Annotated in this window: 15 protein-coding genes; 7 read left to right on the top strand and 8 right to left on the bottom strand. The window is 48.5% G+C overall.

The window, feature by feature from the left end; genetic code table 11:
- Positions 1–73: 73 nt before the first annotated feature.
- Positions 74–1,030 (bottom strand): sensor domain-containing diguanylate cyclase, encoded by a 957-nt coding sequence (locus EXW93_RS06465; protein ID WP_055967477.1) that lies wholly within the window; start codon positions 1,028–1,030, stop codon positions 74–76.
- 387 nt (positions 1,031–1,417) lie between these two features.
- Between EXW93_RS06465 and EXW93_RS06460 the strand changes: the two genes are divergently transcribed.
- From EXW93_RS06460 to EXW93_RS06440, 6 genes are all read left to right on the top strand, one after another.
- Positions 1,418–2,410 carry a siderophore ABC transporter substrate-binding protein gene (locus tag EXW93_RS06460; RefSeq protein ID WP_058265312.1) on the top strand — a complete coding sequence of 331 codons (993 nt, stop codon included), beginning with the start codon at positions 1,418–1,420 and terminating at the stop codon, positions 2,408–2,410.
- A gap of 20 nt (positions 2,411–2,430) precedes the next feature.
- On the top strand, positions 2,431–3,426 hold the full coding sequence (locus tag EXW93_RS06455; protein WP_035398616.1) for an ABC transporter permease: 996 nt from the start codon (positions 2,431–2,433) through the stop codon (positions 3,424–3,426).
- Entirely contained in the window at positions 3,423–4,487 is a 1,065-nt protein-coding gene (locus EXW93_RS06450) for an iron chelate uptake ABC transporter family permease subunit (protein ID WP_055967471.1), read from the top strand. Before EXW93_RS06455 ends, EXW93_RS06450 begins: the two co-directional genes overlap by 4 nt.
- Positions 4,484–5,236, top strand: a complete 753-nt coding sequence (locus EXW93_RS06445; RefSeq protein WP_174316173.1) for an iron ABC transporter ATP-binding protein — start codon at positions 4,484–4,486, stop codon at positions 5,234–5,236. The genes EXW93_RS06450 and EXW93_RS06445 overlap by 4 nt, the downstream gene beginning before the upstream one ends.
- 142 nt (positions 5,237–5,378) lie before the next feature.
- Positions 5,379–5,843 (top strand): site-2 protease family protein, encoded by a 465-nt coding sequence (locus tag EXW93_RS16630; RefSeq protein WP_023468004.1) that lies wholly within the window; start codon positions 5,379–5,381, stop codon positions 5,841–5,843.
- Positions 5,844–6,203: 360 nt separating this feature from the next.
- A complete protein-coding gene (locus tag EXW93_RS06440) occupies positions 6,204–7,310 on the top strand; it encodes a citrate synthase/methylcitrate synthase (protein ID WP_023468003.1) in 1,107 nt (368 codons plus the stop codon).
- Between the two features lie 64 nt (positions 7,311–7,374).
- Here EXW93_RS06440 and EXW93_RS06435 read toward each other — a convergent pair whose 3' ends face one another.
- The 7 genes from EXW93_RS06435 to EXW93_RS06405 all read right to left on the bottom strand — a co-directional run bounded on the left by EXW93_RS06435 (position 7,375) and on the right by EXW93_RS06405 (position 15,013).
- The gene (locus EXW93_RS06435; protein WP_174316172.1) at positions 7,375–7,932 is read right to left on the bottom strand and encodes a DUF1349 domain-containing protein; all 558 of its coding nucleotides are present in this window, start codon (positions 7,930–7,932) and stop codon (positions 7,375–7,377) included.
- Between the two features lie 101 nt (positions 7,933–8,033).
- On the bottom strand, positions 8,034–8,561 hold the full coding sequence (locus EXW93_RS06430) for a general stress protein (RefSeq protein WP_174316171.1): 528 nt from the start codon (positions 8,559–8,561) through the stop codon (positions 8,034–8,036).
- Positions 8,558–9,604 carry a DUF871 domain-containing protein gene (locus tag EXW93_RS06425; protein ID WP_174316170.1) on the bottom strand — a complete coding sequence of 349 codons (1,047 nt, stop codon included), beginning with the start codon at positions 9,602–9,604 and terminating at the stop codon, positions 8,558–8,560. Before EXW93_RS06425 ends, EXW93_RS06430 begins: the two co-directional genes overlap by 4 nt.
- An 82-nt stretch (positions 9,605–9,686) precedes the next feature.
- Positions 9,687–11,060 carry a PTS transporter subunit EIIC gene (locus tag EXW93_RS06420; RefSeq protein ID WP_174316169.1) on the bottom strand — a complete coding sequence of 458 codons (1,374 nt, stop codon included), beginning with the start codon at positions 11,058–11,060 and terminating at the stop codon, positions 9,687–9,689.
- A 12-nt stretch (positions 11,061–11,072) separates the two neighbouring features.
- Positions 11,073–11,957, bottom strand: a complete 885-nt coding sequence (gene murQ, locus EXW93_RS06415) for an N-acetylmuramic acid 6-phosphate etherase (RefSeq protein WP_023467998.1) — start codon at positions 11,955–11,957, stop codon at positions 11,073–11,075.
- A 120-nt stretch (positions 11,958–12,077) separates the two neighbouring features.
- Positions 12,078–13,631 carry a lysine--tRNA ligase gene (gene lysS / locus EXW93_RS06410; RefSeq protein ID WP_055967434.1) on the bottom strand — a complete coding sequence of 518 codons (1,554 nt, stop codon included), beginning with the start codon at positions 13,629–13,631 and terminating at the stop codon, positions 12,078–12,080.
- Between the two features lie 428 nt (positions 13,632–14,059).
- A complete protein-coding gene (locus tag EXW93_RS06405; protein WP_254606186.1) occupies positions 14,060–15,013 on the bottom strand; it encodes an SMI1/KNR4 family protein in 954 nt (317 codons plus the stop codon).
- A gap of 156 nt (positions 15,014–15,169) precedes the next feature.
- On the opposite strand from EXW93_RS06405, the gene EXW93_RS06400 reads away from it, so the two are divergent.
- Positions 15,170–16,081, top strand: a complete 912-nt coding sequence (locus EXW93_RS06400; protein ID WP_174316168.1) for an EamA family transporter — start codon at positions 15,170–15,172, stop codon at positions 16,079–16,081.
- Position 16,082: the final 1 nt, after the last annotated feature.

Below are 16,082 nucleotides of genomic sequence, written 5' to 3'. Positions count from 1 at the left end.
AAGACCTGAATGTTTCTGAGAAGATTCAGAAGCGTCAGGTCATTTTTTATTTCTTTCATTTCTTTCATTTCTTTCATTTCTTCGCCAACTCATAGAACTGATACGTATTCTTTCCTAACGACTTAGCGGCATATAGCGCGGCATCTGCCTGTTGTAACAAGGCTTGCAACTCTGGACGGTACTCACCGTCATACATCACGATCCCGATGCTCGTCGACACCCGGTAGTCCGTTTTCCACTCACTTAACGCGGTGACGATCTGCTCCGCAAGTCGTTCCCAGCCTTCCCTCGAATCAGCATGTCCAAAATGCAGAATAAACTCATCGCCTCCTAGTCGCACGGCTATCGCATCATCCTGTTCACGTACGAATTGTCGCAAGCGTTGTGCGACTTCTTGCAGGACGATGTCCCCCGTCTCGTGTCCATAAACGTCGTTGACCTGCTTAAAGCCATCTAAATCAAGGAAGAAGACGGCTCCTGTCTGCCCGCGATACTCCTCGAACTGTTTCGTTAAGTACCTCCGATTGTGCAGTCCTGTCAACGCGTCTTTCCAAGCATGACGCTCGAGCTCCAAGTAGTACAAAAACAACCGGACGATGCGTTGCAATAGCTGAATGTTCTTTTGCTCATACAAGCTGACCTGATTATTGATCGCACATAACGTTCCGAACGTCTCACCGCTCGTCAAGACGATCGGAATACCTAAATAGGACCGAACGTGAGCCTCCTCCAGACCTTTTCGCCAGTCGCCGAGTTGTTCCGCGTTCGGAATATCTTCGAGGACGACCGGCTGTTTCGTCTCGAAATCAATCAGTTTACATAACGATTGGTTCAATTCAAGCTGCATGCCTTCCACCATCGGGATATCCGCTTTATCGTTCGCGATTTTCAACATCCGTTGTTGCCCTGCTTCGATCGCTGATAAATACAGCATCTGGTCCGGTAGAATCTCTTTTGCGAAATCGAGGACATCATCTGCGAGCTCATCAAAATTTTGATACATCTTCAAGTCTTCGAATGGTTGATTCATACAGCACCTCATTTCGAAGTCATCTTCTGTAGCGTCTCTGATTTAAAAAACGAAAAGGTTACATTTATTACCACTTTCTCTTTTTTCAGTCACCTAAACCTCTTTTCGTCAAAAGCGTCCAATGTTCCTACTTCCAGTCCTAAATGAGAAAGATTATCATTTTTTTATTTTCGTATAGTTTATAGAAGGTAAAAATTCGGACAGCCATTTGACTGGAAATGAGCATTGCGTCTTCTAAAATCGTCTGCTATCATTCTCAGTGAACATGACAATGATAATCATTATCACTTATTAAGAACAGATGACTCAGATAGAACTACATAATCCATCTGCTACTTAATCCGTGATTCATGCGTTATCAAATTAAACAAGAGGAGCTGAATCATCATGGGGAAATGGAAAACACCACTCGTCGTGAGTTCGCTTGCTGTCTTACTGGCGGCATGCGGGAACGCAGGAGAAGCAGACACGAAGAAAGACGCGGAAGCACCGAAGACGGTCAAAATCAAGGACGCACATGGAACGGTCAACGTCCCGGTTGATCCGAAGAAGGTCGTCGCACTCGACAACCGGACATTCGAGACGCTTGCCGCATGGGACGTCGAACTCGCAGCAGCACCAGTCGGACTGCTCCCGGCTGAGTCACCGTATGCGAAAGATAAGGATATCGTCGATGTCGGCATGCACTTCGAACCGAATCTCGAAGCGATCGCTGGTGTTAATCCGGACGTCGTCATCGTCGGCCAGCGCTTCGCTGATCATTATGAAGACATCAAAAAACTTGTTCCGAACGCCGCTGTCATCGACCTTGACATCACTTTACCGGAAGACTCTGGTACGCCAGGCGAATTACTTGTCAAAGGACTTGAAGATACGACTGAGACACTCGGACAGATCTTTGATAAAAAACAAGAAGCGGATCAGCTCGTGACGACGCTCGAGCAATCGATCAAAGACGTTAAAAAATCATATAACGGACAGGACAGCATCATGTCGGTCATCGTCTCAGGTGGCGATATCGGTTTCTCGGCTCCGATGAGTGGACGTGTCTTCGGACCAATGTATGATTTGTTCGACTGGAAACCAGCCCTCGAAGTCAAACAAAAATCAGGTAACGACCAAGGGGATGAAGTTTCGGTCGAAGCAATCGCTCAAAGTAACCCGGACTGGTTACTCGTTCTTGACCGTGACGCACCACTTGGAAACGCAGAAGGTGCCGTACCGGCGCAAGATGTCATCGACCGTGCGCCTGCTCTGCAGAAAACAAAAGCAATCAAAGACGACAACATCGTTTACGCACCGAAAGATACGTACTTGAATGAATCGATTCAGACGTACTCGGAATTCTTCACTGACATCGCGAAAGCGCTCGAGAAGTAATGGCACACGCACAGCAACAAATGAATGGAAGAGTTGAGCCACCCGCTCGACCTTCCTTTTCTGTCGTTTGGACGAAGCCGTTCGTCTTAACCTTATGTCTCGTCTTAGCGCTCGCGACGGCGTCCCTCTTCACAGGCGTCTACGAACTGCGGAGTGCCGCGAACGATTTCGATATGTTCTGGATCACACGTGTTCCACGGACACTTGCCTTGATGCTGACCGGTGCTGCGATGGCAATGGCTGGACTCGTCATGCAACTGATCACGCAAAATCGGCTCGTTGAACCGACGACGACGGGAACGATCGAATGGGCGGGACTCGGACTGTTAGCCGTTTACTTACTCGTTCCGGCACCGTCCTTGTTGATGCGGATGACCGGAGCCATCGTGTTTGCGTTCATCGGGACGATGGTCTTCTTCTGGTTTCTCCGTTCGGTCCGATTGCGGTCATCGTTGATCGTTCCAATCATCGGTCTGATGCTCGGAGCCGTCATCTCCGCGATTTCGACGTTCCTCGGGTTGTTCTTCCGTGCCAGCCAAGCGATCGAAGGCTGGTTCGTCGGTTCGTTCGCGTCCGTCCAAATCGGTCGCTACGAATACCTCTGGATCATCATCGGTGTCACGGTCTGCATCTTCTTTCTCGCGAGTCGCTTGACGCTCGTTGGACTCGGCGAAGACATTGCGACGAGTCTTGGCGTCAACTACAATCGGCTGATGCTGATCGCGACCGGGCTGATCGCCCTATCCGTCGGTGTCGTCGCGACCGTCATCGGCAATCTGCCCTTCCTCGGCTTAATCGTTCCGAACATCGTCTCGATGTTTCGCGGTGACGATCTCCGTAGTAATTTGCCGTGGGTCTGTCTGATTGGGATGGCAACGATTTTAATCAGTGATCTGATTTCACGCACGATCATCCGTCCGTTTGAACTACCGGTCTCGTTGATTCTCGGAACGGTCGGGGCAGCCGTCTTCATCATCATTCTGTTACGTCGACGGAAGACTGGAGGTGTCAGATGAGTACTGCGATTAAACAACAGGAACATACACGAATTCAACCGAGCGTTACACGTGAAACCAATCGCCGGGCGTCTGCGTTTCAGTCGAAACGACTCGAGCGCCGCTACTGGATTCTCCTCATTCTGTTCCTCAGCGGCGGAGTGCTCAGTACGATCGGTCTCTTGCTCTACAATAATCCGGTCCCGTTTGATTCTCCATCCTTTTGGCCGGTCGTCGAACGCCGAATTACCGCCGTCATCACGATGGCGATCGCAGCAATTTGTCAAAGTCTCGCGACCGTCTCCTTTCATTCGGTCACGAGCAACCGGATCATCACACCATCCCTGCTTGGTTTTGATGCTCTCTACTCGACGATCCAGACATCGATGATCTTCTTCTTCGGTGCGGGAGCACTCGTCGGCTTTACCGGCACGAGCGCCTTTTTGACACAGGTCGCGATCATGCTCGCGATGAGTCTCTTATTATACGGATGGTTGTTATCCGGAAAATACGCGAACCTGCAGCTGATGTTACTCGTCGGAATCATTCTCGGCACGGGTCTGAACTCGCTGTCGTCATTCATGCGAAAAATGCTTGCACCGTCCGAATTCGATATCTTACAAGCACGATTATTTGGTTCGGTCACGAATGCCGACGCGTCTTACTTCCCGATTGTCATTCCGGTCGTCCTCATCGTCGGTCTATTGCTCTTCTTCTCGTCAAGACGACTCAACGTCGTCGCACTCGGTAAAGAGGTCGCGACATCGTTCGGCGTCAATCATCGTGGCAGTGTCATCTACTTCTTGATTCTGATTTCACTCCTGATGTCGATGTCAACGGCATTGATTGGACCGTTGACGTTCTTCGGCTTTTTAGTGGCGACACTCAGTTATCAGGTCGCTGCGACGTACGATCATAAATACGTCTTCCCGATGGCATTCGCAATCGGTTTCTTCGTTTTGACGACTGCCTATTTCTTCATGTATCACATTTTCAACACGCCAAGCGTCGTCTCCGTCATCATTGAACTGTTCGGCGGACTGATATTCCTTATCGTGTTGCTTAGAAAGAGGTCCCTATGATATCACTTGAACAAGTTAAAAAATCGTATACGGATGAGGTCCGAATCGGTCCAATCGACTTAACGATCCCTAAAGGCGGATTCACAGCGTTGATCGGTCCAAACGGTGCCGGTAAGTCGACGACGTTGATGATGATCGGTCGTTTGCTTGATCTCGATGCCGGACAGATCGAAGTCGCTGGCATAGATGTGACAAGTAGTAAATCAAAAGACTTAGCGAAGATCATCACGATTTTGCGACAGGAAAATCATTTCGTGACCCGGTTGACCGTCCGGCAGCTCGTCGGCTTCGGACGTTTCCCCTACTCGAAAGGTCGCTTGACGGCTGACGATGAGACGATCATCTCGAAATACATCGATTTTCTCGAGTTGACGTCGCTTGAGAACCGTTACCTCGATGAATTATCGGGCGGACAGCGGCAACGGGCATATGTCGCGATGGTACTCTGTCAGGAAACAGAATACATTCTACTCGACGAACCCCTCAATAACCTCGATATCGCCCGCTCGGTCCAGATGATGGGGTACCTGCGACACGTCGCTGATACGTTTGGACGGACGATCATCACCGTCTTACACGATATCAATTTTGCCGCGAAATATGCCGATCACATTTGTGCGATGAAGGACGGACAAATTGCCGCTTTCGGAACGGTCGCCGAAGTCATGGATGAAGCGCTATTATCCGAGATTTTCGAGACACGACTTGAGATCATCGAAGGTCCATACGGTCCGATTGCCGTCTATTGATGCTGATTGCGAGTACCTAATATCTTTTTAATCAATGAGCAAACGTCACACAGTGGTGTCGTTTGCTCATTTTCGTATATACTCTCCTCTTGAAACCATCATCCATATTTTGTAACATGAGTTTATGAAAGGATGACTGAATATGGATGTTTTACTCTACAACTTCATCATGTTTCTCTTCTATTTCCCTTGTTTGATTATTCATGAGTATGGTCATGCGTTCGCTGCACGATGTTATGGTATTCCGATTAAATCCATTGCATTAGGAAAAGGAAAACCATTTTTTCAACTGGGACATTTCTTTATTTCTAGAAAGTACATTTGGGAAGGGTTATATACTCCGGACGGCCCTATCAGTACGTTAAATCGCACGCAAAAATCTTTTTATTATCTAGGTGGTGTATTGTTTAACTTCATTTGTGTTGTGATCGGGAGTCTGATCCTTTTTCTATTGCATAATGAAACAATGCATTACATTCTACAAGCTTTCGTACGTATGTCCGCTATATTCGTCATTTTCAATCTATTACCACTTCGTTTATTTAGTGGATTTCCAAGCGATGGATTACAACTGATCTATCTATTTAAACGAAGAGATCATGCATAATGAATTAGGAGGATGATCTCTTCACATTTAATATAAAAAGACTGGGACTGTGTAGATGTCCTAGTCTTTTTTAATGAGTACATCTAAAACATACCTTGGATTGCGATATGCATTTTGATAAAAGATAGTATATACACATATAGTTACGTTAAGGTATGAGAAACTATAGAAAATCCAAGTGTCTTAAGAAATATTAGATTTATTGAAAAAAGATGGAACATTCGGCATAAACTGATGACTCCCACATACCTTAGTTTATACCACTCCTCAGAATAATTTTGTAAACGCATTCAAATTACTGGTGATTTAGTGGTAACGTACGTCATACTGACTGTAGGTAATAGAAAAGGAGTGTTAAAGATGGAATACAAAAAAGGACTCGAAGGCGTCATTGCCGCTGAAACACAAATCGGTTTAGTCGATGGAACGTTAGGTCACCTTATTTATCGCGGACACTGGGCAAAGGAACTCGCATTATCTTATTCGTTTGAAGAAGTCGCGTATTTCATCTGGAATGGTGAATTCCCGACTGAAGCGGAACTGGTCACATTCAAGGAACAGATGACGAGCTATCGTGAACTTCCTTCTTATATTAAGACGATTCTCGATACATTGCCGAACGAGATGGATGTCATGAGTACGATGCGAACAGCGATCTCGGCACTCGGTACACCCGCTTTCGCTTGGCCACCGACAATTGATCAAGCGATGCACGTAACAGCACTCTTACCATCGATCATCGCCTATAAATATCAAAAAAATCAAGGCGCTGACTTCATCGAACCGAATCCGGAACTCGATCACGTCGCGAATTACATCTATATGATTAAAGGACAATTGCCGAGTGAAGTTGAGATTAAAGCGCTGACGGCGTATCTGATCCTAACGATTGAACACGGTATGAATGCTTCGACATTCGCTTCCCGTGTCGTCGTCTCGACGGAATCGGAAATGATTTCTGGCGTCTGTGCCGCGATTGGTTCCATGAAAGGACCGCTTCATGGTGGAGCTCCGTCAGAAGTCATTGAGATGATTGATGAGATCGGAACGATCGACAACATCGAACCGTGGATCCGAAACAAGTTAGAAAAAGGCGAAAAACTGATGGGCTTTGGTCACCGCGTCTACAAAACACGCGATCCGCGTTCAGAAGCCTTAAAAGTCGTCTCAAAAGATCTCGCGCAAGAGAGCGATTGGTTCAACCTGATTACACAAATGGAGCAAACAGCGATCGATTTACTCGAGGAATACAAACCGGGTAGAAAACTGTATACGAATGTTGAATTCTTCGCGGCAGCCGTCTTAAAAGGACTCGACATTCCGAAAGAACTGTTCACACCGACGTTCACCTCTAGCCGTATCATCGGCTGGACGGCACACATCCTCGAACAATCGCAAGATAACCGGATCTTCAGACCACAATCGTCCTATACAGGACAGATGCCGGAACAAGCAGCTAAGTTTTAATCAGTCTCTAGATACGATCAAAAAATGGACCGATGTCTGACATCGGTCCATTTGCTATGGCGTTTTATTTAACGATTGTCTCTAATGAGAAATCTAGTACTTCCACTTCACACCCTGCCGCTTCTACATCCGGACTACACGCATACGGTCCAATCTTCAAATCCGTCACGTCATGTAAGTGTGCGATCCGGAGTTGCTCTTTGTGCTCTCCTGTCACGTGATACAACGTGACGTCTTGATTGAGGTAATGGAGTTCAAAGACCAGCGGTGCATCAAACAGCGTATTATCGACGTCCCGACACGACCAATCCGAGTACCCGAAGCTCGTCACGACGGCACCGAGATGTGACGGACCATCCGGAATGAATTCAGCCGACACTTTCACCCAGTGATCGTCGTTCACATAAAGCAAAATCCCCGCTTGATCATATGTCGCATTCGGGTTTAATTTTACTTCGATTCTGCACCTGAATTCCCCGTCCGGAGCATCCTGTAACAACGCATGACCTGTCAGACGGTTAAACTGATAATGGGTATTGCGCCAAAAATCCGTATCTGGATCCGTCATGAAACGTAATGGTGTTTCCTCCTTGATCCGTGTCGGTCGATTGAGCCATTTCATTCATAACACCCTCCTTTTTATCGCCCTCTTAACTTCCGTAACTTTCGATAGCCACGAATGAGCATATCGAGCATACAATCCCTCCTATTTTCGATGAACCCTTAGATGACTGGACGAAGTCGTTGCATATCCTTATATAAAGCCGATCGTTTCAAACGTCTATTCTGTATTAAGTATTGCACATCCGACCGGTTATCGTACATCAGTTGGATGTGGAAATAATTAATGTATTCAAGAATCGCAAAGACATACAAAAACAACGTGATTCGTAACCCGTACACTGGAAAATCGGATTGAAAGCGAATCCAATCGAGTCCAAATGCACATGCTGTCAGGACGATCAAAGCCAGATTGAAGACACGACAGTGACGTAATCGTCGGATGACGGATTCCGGGGTGATCGACGTTCCTTCCTTCTTCAGACGCCTTGACTTGCTGTACCAATACCAAGCTCCTTGAATCAACAACAGCTCAAACAAAAAAAGTGACATCCAAAAGGCACTGAGTTCAAATAACTGCAGTCGAGGAAAGACACGATTACCAAACCAACTCAGCGGTAAAATCGTAATTACTGTGAACAATTCTCCCCGGTACAAATAGGCGAGTCGTTCCGCAACGAGCTGCTTCATGGCATCACCCATTCGATCCGAAACTTACTTCCTGGACCAAGCTGTGCAATCAATGGTTGATCGGCCTCAATGACACGTCCGAGAACGTTGACTCGCTCATCCGCAGGTAGATTACGTTTCGTAATTTGAACCTCGCCCGCGTATCGCCCGTATTTTTCATTATCGATCGTGATCGTTCCAAGCGGGCGGACAGACGGGTCTTGCGGTGTCAGATCGATCGTCGACGGCTTCATCCGCGACTCGACGGACCGAATGACATCCCGCGCCGGATCAAACCGATTCGTTTCCGTCTCTCGTTGTATCTGTCGTCCGTTCGCCACGGCTCGGAGGATAATGATTCCGTCTTGTTCTGCTTCGAATTGCCGGATTGTCGCCTCCGTCAATCGTGGATCTCCAACGAGGATTCGATCGACGGTCGATTGTAAATCGATATAACTGGCGAACGGTGACGTATGCCGGTGTTCTTCAAGTGTCGGTAGCGTCTCAAACAACGGTCCACGAAGTATTCCGTCACCCGGTATGAACGCTTGGACGCGCAATCCTTGCGCCTGCAACCAGGCATTCTTTTCGTCAAACCACGTCCGGTCGAGTCCCGTTTCCGGTCGCGGATAAAAATTATGCCACGCTTCCGTGTGATCGATTCGCAGACCCTGTGCCTTCATCTCGGTTAATTCATCTGCTGTTAACGTACTGGCGTTCAGCGCAACCATCATTTGGTTCGATAACGTCGCGATTTGCTGCGGACTGATGCCGTAATCAAGACGGAGTCCCGTCACACCCCAGTCCGTTAACGTCGCTGCCGTCTCCCATGTCTTGCCAAGCGTCGCGAGCGACGCTGGTGCGATGTCCGCCACGAGTTCGAAACCGAGCTCACGTGCTAAACGACCGAGCGCTTGCAAGCGTTCGACGTACAGTGAAGAATCGTCTTCGGGAATATGCAGCGATGTAAAGAGCGACGTAAAGCCAACAACACGCATCCGCTGTAGCCACTCGCTCGTCTCGTCTGTGATCGGTTCACTTAAATAGATTGATAATCCTTTCATCGACTCACTCCTTCACTTCTCTACTTAGAGAAAAAGCAGCTGATTCCTTCTTTTGGGAAGGATTCAACTGCTGGTCCACACCTTAAATACCGTCTGCCATCTCTTCTTTGAAACCGAACCAGTACGTGAACAGGAATCCTGCCGCGTACGAGATGACGAGACCACCGATGTACGTCAAGTACATTCCGTTGTCGATCAACGGTGTCAATGATAACCCGGATACGCCGACTCCAAGTGCCGTCGTCTTCATCGTTGCTTGGAAGGCACCACCGACTGCTGCGCCGAGACATGCCGTTACGAACGGACGACCGAGCGGCAACGTAACACCGTATAACAACGGTTCACCGATTCCGAGGAATCCGACCGGAATCGCCCCTTTGATGATGTTACGCAGGCGCGGATTGCGCGTCTTGACGAAAATCGCCATTGCCGCTCCGACTTGACCCGCTCCTGCCATTGCAAGAATCGGTAAGAGTGGCGTGTTGCCAATCGTGTTCAAGAACTCGAGATGGATTGGTGTCAGTCCATGGTGGAGACCGACCATGACAAGTGGTAGGAAGAAGCCGGCCAGTACTGCCCCGGCGAGTGGTCCACCGACCTCAAGTACGGCATTGATTGCTTTCATGATACCGTCTGACAAGAGTCCAGCAACCGGCATGATCGCATAGAGCGAGGCGAATCCGACAATCAGCACCGTAAACAGTGGCGTAAAGATGATATCGATCGATGCGAACATGAAGCGACGGATGTGTTTCTCAAGATAGGTCATCAACCACGCAGCGAAGATGACACCAAACAAGCCGCCCCTGCCTGGAACGAGCGGTTCCCCGTAAATCGTGATGTCCGCAAGCACGGGGTTGAATAGAATCCCACCAGCAATCGCCCCGAGCACCGGCGTGCCGCCGAACTCCTTCGCCGTATTCCATCCGACAAGGATTGCGAGATATGCAAAGACCGTCCCACCGATCAAGAGTAAAATCTGCATCCATGTCTGTGTTGCATCGACACCCGCATTCTTAGCAAAGTTCGCACCGCCGTTGATGATCCCCGAAGCGACGAGTCCCGGAATGAGCGGGATGAAGATGTTCCCGATTCGGCGCAAGAAGCGTTTGAATGGTGACTGTTGTTTTGCTTTTACTTTTTGCCGTTCGACGGCAGCTCGTTCTTCTGGCGTCAAGTTCGGATCAACGGACTCTTCCCCGATCGCGAGTCCTGTTTCGCGACTTAAGTGTTCTGCTACCCGATTGACCGTTCCCGGACCGACGACGATTTGTAACGTCTCGTCATCGATGACCCCCATGACCCCATCAATCCGCTTTAACGCATCGATATTGGCTTGCGTCGGATCCTTTAGCGATAAACGAACCCGCGTCATACAGTGCGCAAGCTGCCGGAGATTATCTTTTCCACCGACGTGCTCGAGAATCGCGTGTGCCAGCACTTCTTCCTTCTTCATCGTGTTTCCCCCTTAGAGTGCGTCTCGGACAAATCCGTTCGCTTGCTGTAATCGTTCGACGGCTTCCGCATGCGGAACATTCGCGAGAATCATGACGATCGCCGTCTTGACGTGCCCGTGTGCTTCATGGAAGACACGCTCCGCCGTTACGGCATCGACTCCTGTGGCCTCACGGATCATCCGCTTCGCCCGAATCTCCAGTTTTTCGTTCGTTGACTGGACGTCGACCATCAGGTTTTGATAGACCTTGCCGACACCGATCATCGCCGCTGTCGAAACCATGTTCAAGACGAGCTTTTGTGCCGTTCCAGCCTTTAGTCTTGTTGACCCCGTCAAGACTTCCGGACCTGTTTCGACTTCGATCGCATAACGCGCGTGCCCACTGATGACCGCATCCGTGTTGCAAGAAATCGCTGCCGTCACCGCTCCGACTTCCTTCGCGTAATCAAGCCCGCCGATGACATACGGCGTCCGACCGCTTGCTGCAATCCCGATGACCGTATCACGAGCTTCTAGCTGGAGCCCTTTCAAATCGTCGACGGCAAGCGTCCGACTATCCTCTGCTCCCTCGACCGCTTTGATCAACGCGCGTTCGCCGCCAGCAATCAAACCGACGACCATGTCTGGTGAGACCCCGAACGTCGGCACACATTCTGCCGCGTCGAGAATCCCAAGCCGTCCGCTCGTACCGGCACCGATGTAAATCAAGCGTCCTCCGTTTTTGAATGATGCAATGACGTGTTTGACGACTTCCGCGATGACGGGGATTTGTTCCCGAATGACCGTCGCGACCGTTTGATCCTCAGCGTTCATCACCCGTAAGACATCTTCGACTGTCATCTCATCGAGTTGCATCGTCCGTTCATTTCGACGTTCCGTTGCTAATTGATCTAACATCTGCTTCACCCTTTCTCTTCCCTCCCTTTATTATACAATTAAGAAATTTTAATTCAATATTATTTATTTAATTTTGAAATTAAATTTCGATATATAAAAATAAGGTTTTGTCCTTCTTTTTCAGGCTCGGTCTCTTGATTTCCTGCTTGTCGTAATTTCCTTATTCGCAAAGTCCAATAACGCAGACATTCGCTCCCGTCCAATCGTCGCGACGAGTAATGGGATGCGTGGTCCGTAGGATTGATTGATCGTCAGTTGATAGAGTAGCGTCGCATAGTGTTTCTGCAGGCGAAGCGTCTCCTTTTTTTCAGCTTGCCGTGTCAAACGGTAGAAGGCAGAGAGGATGTCTTCATCCGTTCGAAGAGCAACGACGAATTGTTGGATCCAGTCCTGTTCCGTTCCCGTCAGTTGCGCATGTAGTTCATAATTCGGAACAGAACTGATATGAAGTTCCCGCTCCGGACACCATTGCGTAACGAAAGTACGAGCACGGTCAATCTGTTCAGGCGGAACGCTCGCGCAAAACACATTTTCAATCAAATCAGGTTCAAAACCAACCATCGGACCAATCATCGTCAACTGCGTAAACGAAACGAGATGAGCAGTTCCACGATGACTCCAACGCAGACTTTGCTGAATGTCTTCGGATTGACGCGATGAGTGTGCGACAAAACGCTCGAACTCACTGTAATTGCGTAACACATCTTCATCTAGCCCGATATGAAAGGCGTGATTCGGACGATGTTTCGCAAATAAGAACAGAAGAATGCTCGGTGGATAGACGGCGAGTAGATCTTGCGGAGTCAAGACACCACCGCATGAACTCGACATTTTTTTCGACTCCCCTTTTAGACGAATGAATTCATACGGGAGATAGAGCGGTGCCGGCTGTTGGAAAATTTCTTGCGCAATCCGGGACGAAACCGTGTAACTTCCGTTTGCTGCTGAATGATCCTTTCCACCCGGCTCGAAATCGACGCCTTCATGTGCCCAGCGCATCGCCCAGTCGACTTTCCAGTTCAATTTCATCCGATGTTCCGTCCGCATATCGACCGTTGCCATATGACCACATCGACAGCTGTAATGGTACGTGGCTTCAGCTTCATCGAACGAATCGATGGTAGTGGCGTCGGTTCCACAAGCAGCACAATAGACGGTCGCCGGGTAAAACGCTGCTCGCTCATCATCGGATCCTGCTGCTGTCTTATGGTCGATCAAGATGTCATAAATCGCGTGACGATGGCGAAACGCGTGGATGATTTGTTCAGCATAAATGCCAGACGTATAGGCTTCGTGTTGATAACGGTAGTCTGGTGTGATCTCGAATGCTGTCAGCATCGTTTCGAATTGCTGTTCAAAGTACGTCGCGTAACTCATGTCGGATCGATCCGGTGCCGGAACGGCGCTATAAGGCATCCCGATGTATCGAGTAAATGCTTGATCGACATCCGCTGGTACTTTTCGAAAACGATCGTAATCGTCCCATGAAAACAAAAAGCGGACGTCTTTGCCGAGGTCTTGCAGCGCACGCGCAACGAAGTACGTCGTGACGACTTCCCGGAAATTGCCGATATGAACGGGACCCGATGGACTGATCCCGGCAGCACAGACGTATGTCTCTTTATCTGGCTGACACTCGATAATGGTTCTTGCAGTGTGTTCTGCCCAATGCATGATGATTCCTCCAGTAGTAGACAAAAAGCTGATTTTCGCCCGTTAGTTGCCTAAAGGACGAGAATCAGCTTCCCGTGGTACCACCTTTGTTCGTCCGCCTGTCACCAGACGAACCTTCACATGTACAATCATACATGCTCTCGATAATGGGAGAACCCATCGTAGCATCATCCATATCGGAATCCGTACGAAGCTCGGAGGCTTTTTTCAGAGAGAAAACCGGTCATCCGCTCTCACCATCTCGGACTCGCTTGGCACCGTCAATTTCTTCCTACTCTTCTCGTCATTGCCTTGATTATGTAATTTTGATTAGCATACAGATTCATCCAGTTCATTGTCAATTCTTTTTTGAAAGATGAGGGGATACAAGATAAAACTTTATTTTGAGTTTCGATGGTGAAAATCATCGAATTCAAACAGTGATTGTATCATTCCCACCCTGGAAGTGGTCGTGGTTGCTCTTCAACGAAGGCACGATATCCATCGAAGCTCAGTCCTTGACGCTGCGGATTATGGTTACGAATCAACGGATCACCTGTCTCGTCCTCGTTCTGCCAAAACCGATGTTCCGTTTGAAAAACCATGATCGACGAATACTGGAATCGCTCTGCCATTAGATATTCTCGAACCGATTGCATCACTTGTTCAAAGCGCGAATCCGAGTCGTAGCTACTGCCAAGACGTTCTTTTTCTTGTTTCCCTTCGAAAATCTTAACCGAGAAATACGCATCCCTTTTCGCAATCGGATACTCGATTTCAACGCGAACCGAGTCGACGAAGCGAATCGGTCGTGGTTTGTTCACTTCCTCTTCAGAATTGTGATTCTCTACATAATAAGCATCTGTTGCAATCGAGAAGTCCTTGAACTCCCAGAACATATCCCCTTGCGCAATGATCGCATATTCAAGGAACGTGCCGAAGTTCTGTCCAATCGGATCAGTCTCCTCTGTCGACAACTCATGAAACATCCAGTGCATATAGGGTGTCTCATCTGTCTTCGCATCTTCCGTTTGAATCAAGACATATCCTTCGTTCATTTCGCCAATCATCAAGAAATGATCATAGTCTTCATGGATCAGGTCGTACTCTTTAGCCTGGATCGTCATTTCAATGACTTTTTCAAGCGGATAGAGCTCGATGCCGAGACCTTGAATCATGAACAACTCCGCTCCGTCATGTAAACGGAGGAATGTCTTATATTCACTTGGTAACGTTAGTTTAAACTGTTTTTCAAATGACTGAATCGCCTGTTCCGTCACCGGATCATTTAAATTGAATTGAGCGACTCCTGTATCGTATCGCCGCTGAATGAAGGTCGACCCGTGATTGATTTTTTGTGATAAGACGTCAAGAATTGCTTCGATTTGGTTCATTTCTTTCATGGGTCCCATCCTTTTCATTTTCGTATTCGTGAATGATACGACTTCACCCTATAAACATAACCATTTTTTCAATTATTTGGTGTATTCCGTCCTATTCGTTCTGTGGTATTCTCGTTCTAATATCATTTTAAAAAATTGCATTCGAAGAGGTGACCCATGTCTAAATCATCATCGATGTTGCTCATATTACTCGCTGCGATCTTTTGGGGCACGACGGGAACCTCACAAGCCTTTGCGCCGGAAGATGCACACCCGATTGCAATTGGTGCCGTTCGTCTTGCTGTCGGTGGACTGTTCTTACTCTGTCTCGTTCTCTTCAAAGGAACGCTGACGTTACGCGACTGGCCGGTGCGGACGATTTTACTTGCTGCCGTCAGCATGGCGGCTTACCAACCGCTGTTCTTCTCCGCTGTATTGATGATCGGTGTCGCCGTCGGTACCGTCGTCGCAATCGGTAGCGCGCCGATCTTTTCTGGATGTATCGAGTGGCTGTTCCTCAAGAAACGTCCAGCGCTGCTGTGGTGGGCATCGACCGGACTATCGATCACCGGTTGTCTGTTGCTTTTGAACAATCAAGGAACGGTCGCAATTGATCCAATCGGAATCATCCTTGCACTCGGTGCCGGACTGTCGTTTGCCGGGTACACGTTCGTCAGTCGAGACCTCGTCAAGACACACGCACCGCTGTCAGTCGTTGCCGTCATTTTCACGACGAGCGCCTTACTGTTGTCACCTCTGCTGTTTTTATTCGACCTCTCCTGGTTGTTCACGTCACGTGGTGCCGGAATCAGCCTCCATCTTGGCGTCGTCGCGACCGGACTCGCTTACTGGTTATTCGCGAAAGGACTGTCGAACGTACCATCGTCGACTGCCGTCACGCTCTCGCTCGGTGAGCCGCTGACTGCCGCCTTGCTTGGTGTGTTCGTCCTTGGTGAAGAATTAAGTCGTACGGCTTGGTTCGGAATCTCGTTATTGTTACTCGGAATCGCCTTATTGATCGGTTCGTCTCGCCTAGCAGCGCGCCAAACCGTTTTGACAGAAGAACGACAAACTCGGACTGGAGGCTAAA

Origin of the sequence: Exiguobacterium sp. JMULE1 (assembly GCF_013337175.1) — a bacterium.
In the GTDB taxonomy this organism is placed as follows: domain Bacteria; phylum Bacillota; class Bacilli; order Exiguobacteriales; family Exiguobacteriaceae; genus Exiguobacterium_A; species Exiguobacterium_A indicum.
Note: the sequence above shows the minus strand (reverse complement) of the source record. Positions and strands in the feature narration are given on the sequence as shown.